The sequence below is a fragment of the Pseudodesulfovibrio sp. JC047 genome, from assembly GCF_010468615.1.
Lineage (GTDB): Bacteria > Desulfobacterota > Desulfovibrionia > Desulfovibrionales > Desulfovibrionaceae > Pseudodesulfovibrio.
The window spans coordinates 42,538-60,364 of the sequence record NZ_WUEH01000007.1 but is presented as its reverse complement, the minus strand read 5'-3'; the positions used below and the strand labels follow the sequence as shown (position 1 = coordinate 60,364).

The window sequence follows — 17,827 nt, the reverse complement described above, 5'->3', positions numbered from 1 at the left end:
CCAGAGCCAACCCCGTTTTTTCGTCCTTTAACCAACGATCGACCATGAAAGAACTCCTGCCAATTCTCCCCCGCCCCTCCCGGTATCTCGGCAGCGAATGGGGAGCCACGTTCAAGGACCCGGACACTGTCAGCGTCCGTTGTGCACTCGCATTTCCCGATATGTACGAAGTGGGCATGTCCTATCTGGGACAAAAAATTCTCTCGCAGGCCATCAACGCCCACCCACAATTCTGGGCCGAACGGGTGTACACCCCCTGCGAAGAAACGGCCACCATTCTTCGCGAACACGACACCCCGCTCGCCACGCTTGAATCCGACACCCCGCTCAAGGAAATGGATGTCATCGGGTTCAGCCTGACGCACGAACTCTGCTACACCAATGTTCTCTATATGCTGGACCTCGCGGGCATTCCTTTCCGTTCGGCAGACAGGGACCGTTCGCATCCGCTCATCATTGCCGGAGGCGGTGCCACATTCAACGCGGAACCTGTGGCCCCATTCTTTGACGCCATGGTCATCGGTGACGGTGAAGAAACCATGCCAGCGGTGCTGGCCTGCATCGAAGCAGCACACAAAAACAATCTGTCCCGTCGTGATTTTTTCCGTGAACTGGCAACCATCCCCGGTATATACATCCCGTCTTTCTTTGAGGATCAAGGACCGGATAAACCGCTCAAGCCGTTGGTCGAAGGATATGAACGGGTTGAAAAAGCCGTGGTGGATGATCTTGACTCAGCCCCGTTTCCCATCGGGCAGACTATCCCCTTTGACGCGATCCACGACCGCCTGACCATGGAAATAGCCCGGGGCTGTACCCGAGGCTGTCGGTTCTGTCAGGCTGGCATGATCTATCGCCCTGTCCGCGAACGCTCCCTGGATACCTTGGACCACATTCTGACGGACGGGTTGGCTGAAACCGGATATGAAGAAACCTCGCTTCTTTCACTGTCCACTGGCGACTTTTCAGGGCTGGACTCGCTCTTCACCCGCAGTTTTGACAAATGTGCCGCCGAACAGATTTCCATTTCCCTGCCGTCTCTCCGAGTCGGCTCCCTGTCCGCTCCCATCATGGAACGAATTTCCTCCATCCGACGGACCGGTGCCACCCTGGCTCCTGAAGCCGGCAGTCAGCGACTCCGCGACGTCATCAATAAAGGCATCAATGAAGACGAACTGATGGACCATGTCCGGCTGCTTTTCGAAAATGGCTGGCAGGGTGTCAAACTCTATTTCATGATCGGTTTGCCCACAGAAACAGACGAAGACCTCGATGCAATCGTGGACCTCTGTCTCAAAGTCCGAGACGCAGCTGGACGACACGTCAAACGATTGCAGGTCTCGGCAGCGGTTTCCCCCTTTGTCCCGAAACCGCAAACGCCATTTCAATGGGAACCACAAATTTCCTATGATGAAATCTATCGGCGAATCCACTACCTGCGGGACCAATTCAAACGCCACAAACGAATCAGCATCAAATATCACGAACCGGCAATGACCTCGCTGGAAGGCGTTTTCTCCCGAGGTGACCGCCGATTGGCCGAGGTGGTGGAACGGGCCTACGCCAAGGGAGCCCTGTTCTCCAGTTGGAAAGATCATCTCCGTCTGGAACCATACAAGGAAGCCATGGAGGAAGCCGGACTGGATTGGGACGCCTACACCGGGCCACGCGATCCAGAAAAGCCCCTGCCCTGGGACCACATTTCAAGTGGCCTGACCAAACGTTTTTTCCTCAAGGAACGCGAACGGGCCTTGGTCGAAAAGATCACGGCCGACTGTCGATACGGTGCCTGCCGTAACTGCGGTGTCTGCGAATTCGATGGGCACAAAACGACACTGACCACGCAAGCAAAGGAAAAGGACATCCGTCCAAAACTGGTCTTTGCCCAGCGCGATCAGGAAGGCGAACAACCGCCTTATACCGTCGAGACACCGGACCTGACGATCAAGGAAGCGCACTTCCGACTCTGGTATGAAAAGAATGGACCGGCTGCCTATCTCAGCCAACTGGAATTGCAGGCCATCTTCGAACGTGCGTTCCGCCGGGCCGGACTCCCCATGGCGTTCTCAGCCGGGTTCCACCCCATGCCTAGACTCTCTTTTGGCAAGGCCCTGCCTGTGGGCGTTTCCAGTAACGCCGAATGGATCAATGTCTTTCTTCGGCAGGACTTTGAACCCGCCGAAGTGGTCAAACGACTGATACCGAACATGCCCAAGGGACTGGCTCCTATCAAGGCAGACCGTTTGTCCATGGGCAAAAAACAACCACAATCGGTCGAAGAAGTCTTTGAACTCCACTTTGCCACGGATGCAGAACACCGCCTGAAACAGTGGCAGAAATTCATGGAAACCGACGAATTCATCGTTGAAAAAAGAACAAAAAAACGCGGCATGAAGCCGGTCAACATCCGTCCTATCGTCAAGGAAATAAATGAAATTCCCGCAGGCCTGACACTGGTCATGGACTGGCGGGAACGATACATGAGTCCGCTCGCCCTCAGCTTGTCCATCATGAAGGATGCGAGTCAGCTCGATTTTACCCTGACCAAAACAGCTCAACGATTCGAAAAATAAAACTCACGCACAAGGCGGGCTAAAACAGTCCGTCTTGTGCGTTGGTCTTGACAGTCACTTGGCGGAAAACTTCTTCCGCACCACCATCGATCGGCCGCATTTTGATGAGAATATCGCTCGTCCCATCCATAAGGACGGTAAACAAGTACCGAACCCGACGCTCCTCACCCTCTGTGTATTCAAGAAACCGCTCCATGCGAATCATGGACGGATCGAATGAGGCTGCGGAAATACGATATCCCTTACCCAAAGGACTGGCGAGATCAACGGCCAACACATCCCCTCGATCGACCACGACCTCTGTGGCATAATCATCATCTATTTCTATACGTTCCGCAGGGTTCAATCCGGTTTGGTCCGCAACAGAACCAAAGCATCCAGCCAATCCGAAAAGACACACTAAAACTACAGTGAAACACCTGTAAAAACTTGTCATTTTGCATCTCTCATAACATTATATTCACGAACAAAACTCTATTGTTAAAACCACGTTTAAAGTGTATGACTGAGCAGATTTCAGCCTAACCTATTTACGCCGTGTTCAGCAATGGAAGCAAGCCCTTCCGGCTATTCGGTCAGGGAAGGCACAGGTGCCCGTAGGGCACAGGAGAGGTATGGTAACGCCGTTTATGGCGTAACAGCTTTAATCTATGGAGGAATAACTCATGAAACTGTCGACGTTCAAGTCCGCCGGCAAATTCTCGCTGCTGCTTCTCACCATTGTCGTATCCGCCATGTTGCTGGTTGGTTGCGCAGGTGAAGAGAAAAAAGATGATGCAGGAGAAAAAGCCGAAACCGCAACTCCCACCCAAATCACACTGAAACTCGCCATGGACGCCGACCCGGTTTCCCTGGACCCACAAGTCCAGCTGTCCGGTGGTATGCTCCAGCTGTCCCACATGGTCTACGACTCACTCGTCCGCTATGACCAAGACATGAATTTCGTTCCCCGCCTGGCCACAAAATGGGAACGCATTGACGATCGGACCATGCGTTTTCACCTGCGTGAAGGCGTCAAGTTCCACTCCGGCAATGACTTCACCGCTGAAGACGTTGTTTTCTCTTTGAATCGTCTGAAAAGATCAGAAGATTTCAAGGGCCTGTTCGAGCCGTTCACCGGCGCAGAAATCGTGGACGCCCACACTGTGGACCTGATCACCAAGGACCCGTATGGTCTGGTTCTGAACATGGCAACCTACATCTTCCCGCTGGACAAAAAATTCTACACCGGCACGGACGAAAAAGGAAAGCCCAAGGATATGATCCTCAAGACGGACTATTCCTTTGCCAACGTCAACGAATCCGGTACCGGCCCATTCACCGTCACTTCCCGCGAACAGGGTGTGAAGCTCGTGCTGACCCGATTTGCTGATTACTGGGATAAAACTGGTAACATCGACAAAATCGTCTTCACTCCGATTAAAAACGACGCGACCCGTGTTGCAGCTCTGCTGTCCGGCGATGTCGATTTCATCATGCCCGTGCCTCCTCAGGATCTCGAACGCATCCAGTCCACTGACGGTTTGCAGCTCGTGACCATGTCCGGTTCTCGCCTCATCTCCTATCAGCTCAACGGCGAACGCAACCCTGCTCTGGCCGACCCCAAGGTCCGCCTTGCCATGGCATACGCTTATGACAACCACGGCGTTGTTGACAAGATCATGAAGGGCTTTGCCACCGCAGCCGGTCAGATGTCTCCCAGAGGCTATGTCGGTCACGTCGAAGAACTGGCTCCCCGCTTTGATCTGGACAAGGCCAAGGCTCTGATGGCCGAATCCGGCTTCCCCAATGGATTCGAAGCAACCATGATTGCTCCGAACAACCGCTACGTAAACGACGAAAAGATCTCCGAAGCATTCGTTTCGATGATGTCCAAGATCGGCATCAAGATCTCCCTGAAAACCATGCCGAAAGCCCAGTACTGGGATCAGTATGACGCACAAGTCGCTGACATCCAGATGCTCGGTTGGCACGCTGATACCGAGGACTCCGGCAACTTCTACGAATTCCTGTCCATGTGTCGCAATGCCGAAACCGGTTACGGTCAATACAACTCCGGTAACTACTGCAACGCCAGAGTGGACGAGCTGACCATTGCCGCGCAGACTGAAACCGACACGGACAAACGTGCTGCAATGTGCAAAGAAGTTGAAAAGATTCAATACGATGAAGCTGGATACATCCCGCTGCATTGGCAGAACCTCTCCTGGGCATCCAAGGACAACATGAATACATCCGAAGTTGTTAATGTCATGAACTTCCCGTACTTCGGCGATCTGATCGTTAAGTAATGTAAATCAAAACTTGCATTAAATCGGAAAGAAAATTAAAGGGGAACCCCGGCCTCGAGTCTGGGTTCCCCCTTCATATAGCTGGCGGCCATTGAACGCCATTAAAAAATTCAATGATATCAACCTGACGCATAATCCCATGTGCAGGAAACAGACGGCAATCGAGTAAACATGTTTGCATTCACTGTGAAAAGAATCCTCCAAGCCGTGATGGTCATGCTCATCATCAGCTTCATCGGATTCGCCATCAAACACAATTTCGGCGACCCTGTCCGCGATCTCGTCGGCGAACGAGTCACCCCAGCCGAGCGCGCAGCAATGCGTGACAAGCTCGGTCTCAACGACCCCTTCATGGTCCAATACGTCCGCTTCCTGGGGAACGCCATGCATGGCGATCTCGGCCAGAGTTATTTTTTCAAAAAGCCCGCCGCGCACGTCATCGTCAAGAAAGCACCAGCCACATTGGAACTGGTTTTCTGCGCCGCGTTGCTGATCATCGTTCTCTCTGTGCCGCTGGGTATTTATGCGGCCATCAAACCCAAAAGCTGGTTCAGTCGATGTATTATGGGGACCTCTATTATCGGGGTCTCCATGCCGGTTTTTCTCACAGCGATCCTTCTTATCTATATTTTCTCGGTCGAACTCCACTGGCTTCCTTCGTTTGGCCGGGGAGAAACCGTCCGAATACTGGGATGGTGGGATACCGGCCTCCTCACTCTTGACGGATTGAAACACCTTATCATGCCGTCAATTGCGCTTTCATCCATTATGCTCCCTCTTTTCATTCGACTCATTCGTTCTGAAATGATGGAAGTTCTCGAAACGGAATACGTCAAATACGCTTGGGCCAAAGGGGTCAAACCCAGCCGCGTCTGGCTGATTCATGCTTTCAAGAATACCCTGCTCCCGGTCATCACGGTTGGTGGTGTCCAACTCGGTATCATGGTCGCCTTCACCATTCTGACCGAAACCGTTTTCCAATGGCAGGGCATGGGGTCCATGTTCATCGAATCCGTTGAACGCTCTGATACCTCGCTCATGGTCGCGTATCTCGTTTTTGTCGGTATCATCTTTGTTCTGGTCAACACTTTGGTCGATATCATCTACGGCCTCGTCAATCCCACAGTTCGCGTGGCAGGGAGGAAGTAGTATGCGATCCAAATGGCAACGGTTCAAAGAATCTTACATGCTCTACAATTTCCTTCGGGACCCGGTGGCTCTGGGCAGTTTCATCATTCTGGCTGTCTTGGTCATCTCTGCCTTCGGCGCACCGATCATCGCTCCGCACAATCCTTATGATTCAACGACCATCGACATCATGGACGCACAAGTTCCCCCGATTTGGGAAGACGGTGGCAGCAACGAATTCCTGTTGGGAACCGATGCGCAGGGTCGAGGCATCCTGTCCACCATGCTGTACGGAATGCGTGTCTCGATCATCATTGGTGTTGGTGCGGTCTGTCTTCAGGCCTTCATCGGTATTATGGTCGGATTGCTTTCCGGCTACATTCAGCGGCTCGATAACATCCTCATGCGTATAGCCGATGTCCAACTTTCCTTTTCAACCTACATGGTTGCCATCTTTATCGGAGCCATCGTCCAAACGGCTTTTGGCGTTGCCGGATATGACAAAGTGGCGGTCCCACTCATTATCGTCATCATCGGCCTAGCAGAATGGCCCCAATATGCCCGAACAGTCCGCGCCTCGGTGCTCGCTGAACGAAAAAAGGAATATGTGGAAGCAGCGCGTGTCATCGGTTTATCCAAACGACGTATCATGTGGCGGCACATTCTGCCGAACACCCTGTCGCCGGTTTTGGTCATCTCCACGGTTCAGGTCGCAAACGCCATCATGTCCGAAGCGGCCCTTTCCTTTCTCGGACTGGGAATGCCCGTGAACAAGCCGTCTTTGGGATCACTGATTACCGCAGGATTCGAATACATCTTCTCCGGGTCATGGTGGATCACCATTTTCCCCGGCATCCTGCTCGTCACCCTGATTCTCGTCATCAACCTGCTTGGTGACTGGATCCGGGATTTCCTCAATCCCAAACTGTACAAGGGGTAAGGCGTGGAACCGCTTATCAATATCAAAAACCTCAGCGTTGATTTCGAATTACGCACCGGCACTGTTCAAGCCGTCCGCGACGTCAGCCTGGTTATCAACAAAGGCGAACGACTCGGTATTGTGGGTGAATCCGGAGCCGGTAAATCCGTCCTCGGCTTTTCCCTCATCAATCTCATATCCAAACCCGGCAGGATTTCCGGCGGAGAAATCATCTTCAACGGACAGGATCTCGCCAAATTCAAATATGACCAAATGCGGAAAATCAGGGGAAATCACATTTCCATGATTTTCCAGGACCCCATGATGACACTCAATCCGGTGCTGACGATCGGCACGCAGATGAAAGAAACCATCCTGGCCCACATGGACGTCTCCAATGCTGAAGCCGAAGCCATCTGTCTCGACAAATTGAAAAAGGTCTACATCCCCTCTCCGGAAAAACGGCTCAATCAATATCCGCATGAATTTTCCGGCGGAATGCGTCAACGTATCGTCATCGCAATTTCATTGCTGACCAGTCCGCAACTCATTATTGCCGATGAACCGACAACCGCACTGGATGTGACCATTCAGGCCGAAATCATGGATTTGTTGTTGCAACTCTGCAAGACAGAAAACATGGGTCTGATCCTCATTACGCACGACTTGGCCGTTGTTTCCGAAGTAACCCAGCGAATCGCCGTGCTCTATGCCGGTAAGGTCGCGGAACTCGGCAACACCGATCAGATCATCAGCAATCCGCAGCATCCATATACACAAGGATTGCTCCAGGCATTACCGCAAATGGCAGGAGGCGAACAACGTCTTCACCAAATCCCAGGCATGATGCCATCACTGCGAGACATGCCCCAAGGGTGTCCATTTGAACCTCGGTGCAAAGAAAGTATGGCAAAATGTAAGACGCACATCCCGGTGCTCACCGAGCTTGAAAGCGGGACCCAAGTCGCTTGTTTCGCTCGCCAAGGAGGAAAGTAATCATGACTGCAATCCTTGAAGTTCGCGACATTGACAAGCACTTTGATATCTCCGGATCCATCATTGACCAGGTCAAGTTTTCCAATGGGAAATTCCATCGCAAACAAACACTGGTCAAAGCCGTCAACAATGTTTCGCTCGACGTTCAGCCCGGTGAAACACTGAGTGTTGTCGGTGAATCCGGTTGTGGTAAATCCACGCTGGCCCGCACCGTCATGGGATTATATCGACCCAATAAGGGCGAAATCCACTACAAGGGTGCGCGCATTGACAATCTCAATTCGCACCAGATGCGTCCCTACCGGACCAAGATGCAAATGGTCTTTCAGGACCCATACGCATCACTGAACCCGCGCATGACTGTCCGTCAAATTCTCGAAGAGCCTGTCCGTTTTCACAATCCGGATCTGACTCGCGCAGAAATCAAGGACAAAGTTGCGGAAGTCATGTTGCAAGTCGGTGTTGACCCAGTCTGGGTCACCAACTACCCGCACGAATTCTCCGGCGGCCAGCGGCAACGTATTTCCATTGCCCGCGCCCTGGTCGTTGACCCGGAATTCATCGCCGCCGACGAGCCAATCGCTGCGCTTGACGTCTCCATTCAGGCTCAGATTCTGAACCTGCTCATGGATGCTCAGGATCAGCGTGGACTGACGTATCTCTTCATCAGTCATGATCTGAGTGTGGTCGAACACATCTCCACCCGCGTCGTGGTCATGTATCTCGGGTGCGTCTGCGAGCTGGCTCCCGCCAAGGAGCTTTTCTCCAACCCACGCCATCCGTACACGCAGGCCCTGTTGTCCGCCATTCCAAAAATCGGCGGCACTCCAGGTGGTCACGTCAAGCTCTCAGGCGACGTGCCGACCCCCATCAACCTGCCCACCGGCTGCGTTTTCCACGGACGGTGTCCGCACGCCAACGAACGCTGTCTGCGTGAAATTCCACAACAACAAATTCTGGCAAACGACGTCGTCGTCGCCTGCCATGCCGTCGAGGAAGGCCGTCTGTAAAGACGCAGCATTGCCTCCGGCAGCTGGGGGAAAGGGAGAGAAACCCCCTTTAAAAAGGGTTCTTTCTCTCCCTTTCCCCCAGACCCCCTATCTCTCTCTTTTCCCAAACTTTTTATGTGCCTTCGGCAGGTGTGCGCGTCCGCGTGGGGACACGGCTGTCGTGCGGGGTATGGGATGTGGAATGTCTCCGACGGCCAGAGGGGAACCTCTTGGAAGAGGTTCCCCTCTGGACTCCCCTCCAGAACTTTTTATCGCGCCTCCGGCGAGGCCCCACGACATCGTTTGAGTGGGATTGAAGAAGAGAAAGATAAAAGCCCAGATAAATAACGAAATAAAAGGCCTGTACTAAAAATGTCTCTTGTAAGACTTCTCAAATAAGTCTGTAAAAAAACATTTCTTTACAATATCCTTCCAAGAGCCACACGCCCCCACGCTGCCGACAGCCCTCGCGAAGCGACCCAAAAAGTTTTGAAGAGTCCAGAGAACCTTTTTCAAAAGGGTCTCTGGCAGGTCCAGGACAGCGTCCTGGTCCCGCTGAAAGCGACCCCCGGTAGGGCTGGTCCCGCTGAAAGCGCCCCCCGGTAGGGCACACCTTCACACGAAAAAGGCGCACCATGCCGAGACATGATGCGCCACAATCAGCTCTGTATTTCAACTAACGAAAACAAACTAGACTTCAACACCGTACTTCTTGATGGATGCCATGCCACCGTGGACGTTGATGACATTTTCATAGCCGTTAGCAGCCAAAGTAATTTGCGCTTCGTAGGAACGTGCACCGGTGTTGCAGATGAGCACAAGCTGCTTGTCTTTCGGAATTTCATCCATCCGCTGACGAACCTCACCTTGCGGGACATTGTGCCAATGCTCCGGATTGCGCTCCATGACAGGCTCGGCATCGGGCTTTTCGCGACAATCGAGGAAATAACACTCGTTTGATTCACGATTATCCCATAATTCCTTGAAACCATCCGGACCGACACCATGACTGATGCCGCATACCGCATTGTCCGCAAAATTGGCCAAAGTATTGAGAATATCCATGGCTGCCGCAAATGGCGGGGAATAGGCAATCTCGACGTTGGAGATATCATCGATGGTCGGCTTGGTCTTGAGAATGGCGGCAACCGTGTTGATTCGTCCAACCATGGCATCACCAGCACTGCCAAAACCTTGCACACCAAGTACCTGACGGGTGGACTTGTCAACGACCATTTCAAGCGTCATCAGCTCCTTGGTCGGATAAAAATGCGCCCGGTCAATTTGGGTGAGAAGGACACTGATGGCGTCGAATCCGGCAGCTTGAGCCATTTCAAGACTCATCCCGGTTCCGGCCATGGACGTCTCGAATAACTTCACGACAAACGACCCGATCACCCCATCAAAACGACTCTCGCCACCGGCAAGATTAGTGCCGATGATACGCCCCTGACGATTCGCCATAGACCCGAGAGGAAGATATGTCGGTTGATCCGTCATCAGATTTTTCACGAGGCAACAATCGCCGCCCGCATAGATGTCAGGATCATTGGTCCGCATGAATTCATCGACAAAAACACCACCACGGTCGTGAACATTCAGCCCCGCTTCCTTGGCGATATCGGAATTTGGAACGACTCCGGCCGCGATAATGACGGCTTCGGCATCCAAGGTGCGCTTGTTGGTGATAACACGCGTAACCTTGCCGTTTTCGCCTTCAATGGCGGTCACGGTTTCGCCGAAGTGGAACGTCACGCCCCCTTTTTCCATGTGCTTTTGCCCCATGGTCGCGAGAGCAGGACTGACCAGCCGAGGCATGATCTGTTCGGTAATTTCCACAACAGTCGTGCCAACACCCCACATATCTGCCAGGGCTTCGGCCATTTCCAGCCCGATGAATCCGGCTCCGACAATTACGGCATTGCTCACTTGGCCTTTGGAAATGGCTTCGCGAATACGGACAGCGTCATCCGGGTTGCACACATAATTCACACCCTGCAAATCATCGCCGGGCAGATTGAGCGTGCGAGGCGACGCGCCGGTTGCGATAACCAGTTTGTCGTAGTTGATAGATGCTTTTTCACCAGTGGTCACATTCTCGACTTCAACGCATTTCTTCTCGCGATCAATGCGTGTGGCCTTGGTGAGAATCTGAACGTCGATCCCCTTGACTTCCTTGAAGAACTTTGCATCACGAACCATATGGAAACTGGTTTGTGAAAGTTCGATCGCATCAGAGACATCGCCGGAAACATAATACGGAATGCCACATCCCCCGTAGGAGATGAGGGCACTCTGATCGATCATGGTCACAGTTGATTCGGGTTCAAGCCGCTTAAGACGGCAGGCGGCCTTTGGCCCGAGAGCCACACCGCCTATGACAACAATATGTTGAGACATGCTGATTTACCTCTACTGCTGCGCTCTGGTCATTCCTCGTGACCAAAGACGTTATTTCAAGAAAGAATCGATGCACTGCCCCAACCGTTTGATACCCTCTTTAATTCGAGTTTCATCTGAATTGGAGAAATTGAGACGGAAGGTATTTTCGCCCGATCCATCCACATAGAACGGACGCCCTGGCACGAAAGCGACCTTATGCTCGATAGCCATATCAAAAAGATCCATGCTCGAAAAACCTTCTGGCATGGTCGCCCACAAGAACATTCCACCTTCAGGCTTGGTAATCTTCACGTCACTGGGGAAATACTTCTGAATCATCTCGACCATATATTCACGCTGGCGACCGTACCGTTCCTTAATAAGCTCCACGTGCGATTCGATATCATTGGTTTCGAGATACCGACGCAGAATGGATTGAGCCACAGTAGACGTATGCAGGTCTGACGCCTGTTTGGCGATGACCAACTTGTCATAAATAGTCTTTTCGGTGACCACCCAACCAATACGGAATCCGGGGGCTGCAATCTTGGAAAAAGAACCACACAATATACCGGGTTTTTTGCAGAAAGAATAAACTGTCGGCAAATCTTCACCCATGAAGCGAAGTTCACCATACGGATCGTCTTCCACAAAAAGGACACCATATTTGTCTGTTAAAGCAGCAACGGCCTGTCGTTTTTCAAGGCTGTAGCTGATACCAGATGGATTCTGAAAATTTGGCACAGCGTAAAAACATTTGGCTCCAGCTTTGAAAGCGGCTTCCAACTCTTCGAGATTGGGACCGTCATCTTCGAGAGAAACAGTCACGAACTCAGGCTCGAAAAGGGAAAACGCCTGAATGGCTCCCAAGTAACCGGGGCTTTCGATAACAACCTTGTCGCCCTTATCCAGAAAGACCTTGGCACAGATATCAAGAACCTGCTGGGAACCAGTGGTCACGAGGATGGAATCCGGATCGACCGTCAAACCACGCTTTGCATAGCGTTGAGAGATAATGGCTCGGAGTCCGGCATCACCTTCTGTCGTGGAATACTGCAATGCAGACGAACCAATTTTGGAAAAAACCTCATGAGAGGCTGTGTCCATAGCGGCAACGGGGAACAATTCAGGATTCGGCAACCCGCCGGCAAATGAAATGATCTCGGAATGAGCCGTAACCTTCAAGATTTCTCGGATGAATGAACGATGGACAGTGCCCATTCTCCGCGCAAATTTCTCTGACATATATTTATCTCCTTTCAGGAGAGTCAGATACGCGGAAAACACAGAGCTTGCAAGGCCACACGCGGAATAAGGGCAAAAGAACCATGCAGTCTTTTTCCTCAACAAAAAAGAGGGTCGGCAACCGGCCGACCCTCAGGGGCAAGAAGAGGAGAATGTACATACAAAGATGCGTGTCGTTTCCATTCACATCAGGACCAATACCTGACAAACGAAAACAAATTACCCGATTTAATAATAAGAGCCATTCTTTATTTGTCAATATATATTTTATGTCAGGAGAGTGAAGCCCCTCCAAGTGAATCTCACAGACAAAACTTCCGAGACTATATCTACTTTCAACAATTTGATTTTATACACTTTTATCTGTATTGAAAGCAATGCTTCACACTCGACTTCTGCTGTTCGTTTTTTTGGGGTTTCTCTGTCTTTTCACCCCTTCCGCTCACGCCGAACCTTTTGTGGCGTTGGCTGCCCCTTTTCCTCCATACAGTGTCAGCAAGGGATTGCAGGTACAGGGCATCTCAGTCACCACACTCCAAACCATCATGGAACGATCCGGCTCTCCCATCACCGATCGAGCTATCAAACTCGCTCCCTGGGCCTATGCCTATGAACGCACGGCCTGTGCGTCACAGCGGATACTTCTCAACGCGATTCGAACGCCACAGACAGAACATCTGTATAAATGGGTTGGTCCCATTGCCACTAGCCGAATTGTGCTCATGGGACGAAAAAAAGACCGCCTTTTCATCACACTACAATCTGATTTAAAAAAATATCGTATTGCGACAGTCCGTTGGAGCCGATCGGAAAAAGCACTTCTGGCCGGTGGAATCAAAGCCACCGCCCTTCACCGAAGCCCAACGCATGTAAAAGCTCTCCGCCAATTAGCCAATGGCGAAGTCGATCTTTTTGCCTTTACCGAAAAAGGTATCCCTCCTCTCTTAAAGGGATTAGGCATGTCGCAATGCGCATACACGACCTATTTCACCTTTGGCGAATACCCCTTGTATTTCGCTTTCAGCAAAGACACTGACAATACCTTGATCCAACGGCTCAACAGCGAACTCAAAGACTTCAAAGCCACCGATTCAAGCGGTCAAAGCCAATTCGACAGGCTTCTGGCCCAATGGTGGAAATAACTGAGCTGCCGAGCTGCTTTCCACAAAAAAATCCCCGCCTCCAACTGGAGACGGGGTTATATTTTCAAACTGAAAAAAACTAAACTGGGCAATTATTCCTTATCTGGAGACCAGTTCGGATCACGGTATTTGTCCGGGTTGTAAAGACGCCAATCAGAACCATCATCATACTTTTCATCCGCTCCGGGATATGGTGTGTATGTTTTCTCGTCCTTCTTATCGTCCTTATGACAATCTATATTTTCAAAATATGATTTTTCCATGACAAACCCCTAATATCATTCGCATTTAACCAAAACAGAATTTTCTTTGTGGAACTATACCGCCAGCAGGTACAGGTCCTCTGTGAATGAAATATTTAGTTGTGTCAAGCTCGACCGCACCATCATGACCCAACCGTTCCTTCGATTTGAAGAGACCTCCGGTGGCCCCTCGCCGGGGTGGCGTCTTCGACGACCAGGGAACCTTTTGAAAAAGGTTCCCTGGACCCTCCAAAACTTTTTGGGTCGCTTCGCGAGGGCTGTCGGCAGCGTGAGTTCGTGCGGCTCTTTGAAGGACGTTATAAAAAATTGTTTTTTTTACAAACTCTCTGAAAAGAATTTCAAACATAGTCTTTTTGCAAAACCATCTTACTTCTTTAACTATCCCTTCTTTTATAACTCTACTGTCTTTAATCCCACTCAACGAATGTCGTGAAACCTCGCCAAAGGCGCGACAAAAAGTTCTGGAAGGGAGTCCAGAGGGAAACCTCTTCCAAGAGGTTTCCCTCTGGCCGCCGGAGGCATTCCTTACGACGTAAAAAGTCTTTTCAAGGAAGTAATCCCCATTTTTCGTCGCAGAAAACCGAGCTGATTTTGCAAGGGGAGATGTTTGGGACAGACGTCTTCGCAGGCCAACAACCCCATACAACCAAAAATGCCCATATCATTCCCGATAATGGTATAATACTCGTCTTCCGTGCGATCATCACGAGGGTCGATCAGAAACCGGGCAACACGGTTGAGCGCAGCGGCACCCATGAAATCAGCACGTAACCGGGCGGTACCACAGGCGGCAATGCAACATCCACACTCGATGCACCGTTCCAATTCGTAAATATCAACGGCTTGCTGGTTGTCCATTCGATCTTCGAGAGCGGTCGGATCAAACCGCTTTTTGGTATGAATCCATGATTCCGTCTTGGTGTACATTTCACGAAACCAGGACCCGGTATCCACCGATAAATCACCGACAAGCTTGAAGACAGGAAGCGGAAGCAACGTGATATCACCGGGCAAATCACGAGTCTTGGTATGACAGGCCAAACCAGGGCGACCATTGATAACCATACCACAGGAACCACAAATACCGGCCCGACAGCAAAAATCGAATTGAAGCGACGGGTCCTGCTCTTCACGAATCCTGTTGAGTGCGATAAAAAGCGTCATGGAATCGGTTTCTTCCAACACGAATTCCTGCATGTGCGGCTCGGACTGTTCGTCCTCGGGATTATACCGAAAGATACTGAGCTTCAAAAGTCTGGACATACTTTATTCCTTTGTAACGTCGGCGCTGATGATTTCTGACTTACCATAGCCCCGATCTCCCGGGGGAATCTCGAAAACCGAGGTCGCGGCTTCGTATTCAAGTGTCGGCATCGTGTCATCAGGATGCTTCCAGTAGGCTAATGTCCGATTGAGCCAATCCCTGTCATTGCGAGCCGTGAAATCCTCACGGTTGTGTGACCCTCGGGATTCCGTCCGCATGAGCGCGCCATACGCGATCATCAAAGCCATCTTGGTCTGCCCTTCAAGCTTGAGCGCAGCGGCCAGCTCAGGATTGACGCCTCGGCCATTGGACCGCAACCCCACATTTCTGGCTCGGGCCACGACCTCTTGCAAAGAGGCGACACAGGTCTCCAGTCCGTCCTGGGTTCTGAAAATATTGGCACCCTTGTGCAAGGCATCCTGCATGGCAGCCCGAACCCGGTAGACATTTTCCGACCCGTTGGCACACGTGATGAGATCATCGATACGAGCCTGCTGACATGCAGCCGTATCGCGAATCAATCCGGTCTTGAATTCGGTTTCGCACCCTTGGAGATATTCAGCGATCTTGCGCCCGATGATGCCACCGGCCACCACGGTCTCGGCCAAGGAATTCCCACCGAGACGGTTGAATCCGTGCATATCCCAACACGCAGCTTCTCCGGCTGCGAACAGCCCCTTGAGACCATAGGCGGCACCGTCCTTGTTGGTCCGCACGCCTCCCATGGAATAATGCTGTGTGGGCCGAACCGGAATCAACTGATGAATCGGATCAACACCCAAAAACGATGTACAGATTTCGTAGACTTCACGGAGCTTTCCGGTGATATGCTCTGCCCCGAGGTGGCGGATATCAAGCCAGAGATGTTCTCCGTAGGACGACTTGACTCCGTGCCCTTCACGCATGTGATGCGTCATCCACCGAGACACCACATCACGAGACGCCAATTCGGCTTTTTCCGGCTCGTACTCATGCATGAATCGCTTTTCATTCGCATCGAGCAGTGTCCCGCCGTCACCACGACAGCCTTCGGTCACGAGAATATCCGTGGGTACAATGCCTGTTGGATGAAACTGGACGGCCTCCATGTTGCCCATGGGCACCACGCCGGTGTCGACACACATGGTATGCGCTCCGCCATCACAAATGACTGCGTTGGTGGTGTTGGGATAAATGCGCCCGAATCCGCCCGCCGCGATCATGGTCGCCTTGGACAGGTAGGTCCACAGTTCTCCGGTCCGCAAACACCGGGCAATCACCCCATAACACGTCTCTTCATCCTGAATCAGGGCAATGGCTTCGGTCTTGTCATGGACCTCGACACCGACCTGCGCACACCGATTATCCATCGTACACATGACAGCATGACCAGTCCCGTCCGAGGTGTAGCACGTCCGCCATTTGGCTGTTCCACCAAAGGATCGGGCCATGATGAGCCCTTCCTTGTCCTCAGCTTCGATCTTTTCAAACTGTTTTCCACCCTTGTAATAAATGGATTTGCCTGGGACCACACGATTCCATGGCACACCCCAATGCGCGAGCCGACGCATTTCGATGGGAGCGGCATCCGCAAACAGACGGGCCACTTCCTGATCACATCCCCAATCAGACCCTTTGACCGTATCCGCGAAATGAACATCAGGATTGTCCCCCTCACCCATGACGGAATTCCCGAGTGAGGCCTGCATCCCACCCTGCGCGGCCGAAGAATGGGACCGCCGAGCCGGGACCAGGCTCAAACAAATGGTGGAGAATCCCGCATCGGCCGCCTCAACAGCCGCGCGCTCGCCCGCCAGACCCGCGCCGACAACAAGAAAATCGGTGTAGACAGTCTGCATGGCACCCTCTCCTATTGGACATTCAAAAACCAGAATCGAGCCAATGTCACCAAACCGATGACAACAAACATCAGGGTCAGGATGTTCTCACTGCGCTTGAATTTGGGACGATCGGTATCTCTCACGAATCCCCATTTCACACCGATACGGTATAACCCGATACCGACATGCAGCTCGACCAAAGGCAACAGGATGAGGTAGAAGATGGCCCAGAATCCACTTTGAATCCGAGCAGCCGACTTGACCGCGGAAATGGGCAGGTCTGTCAGAACAACCCACATGTGCGTGGACCCCATGACCAGAATGATCATGGCCGAGATGACCTGAATAAGCCAAAGCCAGGTATCACCATGGCGCAACATCCGGGCATGGTGCCATATGGTCTTCTGGCCCTCGACACGAAACGGGATCTTCCGGGCGGCCAAAAGAAAATGCATCAGAAAAACCATGAATATAAGCGGTCCGCCGATCTGCGCCATTCTGGTTGACTCGAAAAAATAGGCAATGGCATCCATGACTTTCGGACTGATAACAACACTGGAAACAAGCAGCATGTGACACCACATAAACAAAATCAGGCTGACACCGGACAACATCTGAAGCCAGTCCAATATGCCATCCCATTTACCGAATTTCCCAGTCGGTGCATAATTGATGGACATTCAATCCCTCCGTTGGGTTAAACACGAAAGTTCCCTTGACAATCAATCATTTACCCTATGCCTGCCACAAGTTTTTTGTCAATATAGCCAAACATCTCTCATCATGAAGTCAACGAAAAAGCACAGTGGCAATAC

At 51.7% G+C, this 17,827-nt stretch carries 14 protein-coding genes; 7 read left to right on the top strand and 7 right to left on the bottom strand.

Annotation, left to right across the window (positions count from 1 at the left end; all coding sequences use genetic code 11):
- The first annotated feature begins 44 nt into the window (after positions 1-44).
- Positions 45-2,573 carry a TIGR03960 family B12-binding radical SAM protein gene (locus tag GO013_RS06190; protein WP_163809251.1) on the top strand — a complete coding sequence of 843 codons (2,529 nt, stop codon included), beginning with the start codon at positions 45-47 and terminating at the stop codon, positions 2,571-2,573.
- 19 nt (positions 2,574-2,592) lie between these two features.
- Here the strand turns inward: GO013_RS06190 and GO013_RS06185 are convergent, their stop codons facing one another.
- Positions 2,593-3,009, bottom strand: coding sequence for a hypothetical protein (locus GO013_RS06185; protein ID WP_163809249.1), 417 nt, complete (start codon positions 3,007-3,009; stop codon positions 2,593-2,595).
- A 229-nt stretch (positions 3,010-3,238) separates the two neighbouring features.
- Here GO013_RS06185 and GO013_RS06180 point away from each other — a divergent pair, with 229 nt between their 5' ends.
- The 5 genes from GO013_RS06180 to GO013_RS06160 all read left to right on the top strand — a co-directional run bounded on the left by GO013_RS06180 (position 3,239) and on the right by GO013_RS06160 (position 8,917).
- On the top strand, positions 3,239-4,864 hold the full coding sequence (locus GO013_RS06180) for an ABC transporter substrate-binding protein (protein WP_163809247.1): 1,626 nt from the start codon (positions 3,239-3,241) through the stop codon (positions 4,862-4,864).
- Between the two features lie 171 nt (positions 4,865-5,035).
- Positions 5,036-6,013, top strand: a complete 978-nt coding sequence (locus tag GO013_RS06175) for an ABC transporter permease (RefSeq protein WP_163809246.1) — start codon at positions 5,036-5,038, stop codon at positions 6,011-6,013.
- A gap of 1 nt (position 6,014) precedes the next feature.
- A complete protein-coding gene (locus GO013_RS06170) occupies positions 6,015-6,932 on the top strand; it encodes an ABC transporter permease (protein ID WP_163809244.1) in 918 nt (305 codons plus the stop codon).
- 3 nt (positions 6,933-6,935) lie between these two features.
- Complete coding sequence (locus tag GO013_RS06165; RefSeq protein ID WP_163809242.1) at positions 6,936-7,907, top strand: ABC transporter ATP-binding protein; 972 nt, start codon at positions 6,936-6,938, stop codon at positions 7,905-7,907.
- A 2-nt stretch (positions 7,908-7,909) separates the two neighbouring features.
- Positions 7,910-8,917: an oligopeptide/dipeptide ABC transporter ATP-binding protein gene (locus tag GO013_RS06160; protein WP_163809240.1), complete on the top strand. Its 1,008-nt coding sequence runs from the start codon at positions 7,910-7,912 to the stop codon at positions 8,915-8,917.
- Between the two features lie 669 nt (positions 8,918-9,586).
- Here GO013_RS06160 and GO013_RS06155 read toward each other — a convergent pair.
- Entirely contained in the window at positions 9,587-11,296 is a 1,710-nt protein-coding gene (locus GO013_RS06155) for an FAD-dependent oxidoreductase (protein WP_163809238.1), read from the bottom strand.
- A 51-nt stretch (positions 11,297-11,347) separates the two neighbouring features.
- Positions 11,348-12,523 (bottom strand): PLP-dependent aminotransferase family protein, encoded by a 1,176-nt coding sequence (locus tag GO013_RS06150; RefSeq protein WP_163809237.1) that lies wholly within the window; start codon positions 12,521-12,523, stop codon positions 11,348-11,350.
- A gap of 377 nt (positions 12,524-12,900) precedes the next feature.
- Between GO013_RS06150 and GO013_RS06145 the strand changes: the two genes are divergently transcribed.
- Entirely contained in the window at positions 12,901-13,665 is a 765-nt protein-coding gene (locus GO013_RS06145) for a transporter substrate-binding domain-containing protein (RefSeq protein WP_163809235.1), read from the top strand.
- A gap of 92 nt (positions 13,666-13,757) precedes the next feature.
- Here GO013_RS06145 and GO013_RS16980 read toward each other — a convergent pair whose 3' ends face one another.
- The 4 genes from GO013_RS16980 to GO013_RS06130 all read right to left on the bottom strand — a co-directional run bounded on the left by GO013_RS16980 (position 13,758) and on the right by GO013_RS06130 (position 17,692).
- Positions 13,758-13,928, bottom strand: coding sequence for a hypothetical protein (locus GO013_RS16980; RefSeq protein ID WP_203529419.1), 171 nt, complete (start codon positions 13,926-13,928; stop codon positions 13,758-13,760).
- A 525-nt stretch (positions 13,929-14,453) separates the two neighbouring features.
- Positions 14,454-15,191, bottom strand: coding sequence for a fumarate reductase iron-sulfur subunit (locus tag GO013_RS06140; protein WP_163809234.1), 738 nt, complete (start codon positions 15,189-15,191; stop codon positions 14,454-14,456).
- A 3-nt stretch (positions 15,192-15,194) separates the two neighbouring features.
- Positions 15,195-17,030, bottom strand: a complete 1,836-nt coding sequence (locus GO013_RS06135) for a fumarate reductase flavoprotein subunit (RefSeq protein ID WP_163809233.1) — start codon at positions 17,028-17,030, stop codon at positions 15,195-15,197.
- Positions 17,031-17,041: 11 nt separating this feature from the next.
- On the bottom strand, positions 17,042-17,692 hold the full coding sequence (locus GO013_RS06130) for a succinate dehydrogenase/fumarate reductase cytochrome b subunit (RefSeq protein WP_163809232.1): 651 nt from the start codon (positions 17,690-17,692) through the stop codon (positions 17,042-17,044).
- Between the last annotated feature and the right edge of the window lie 135 nt (positions 17,693-17,827).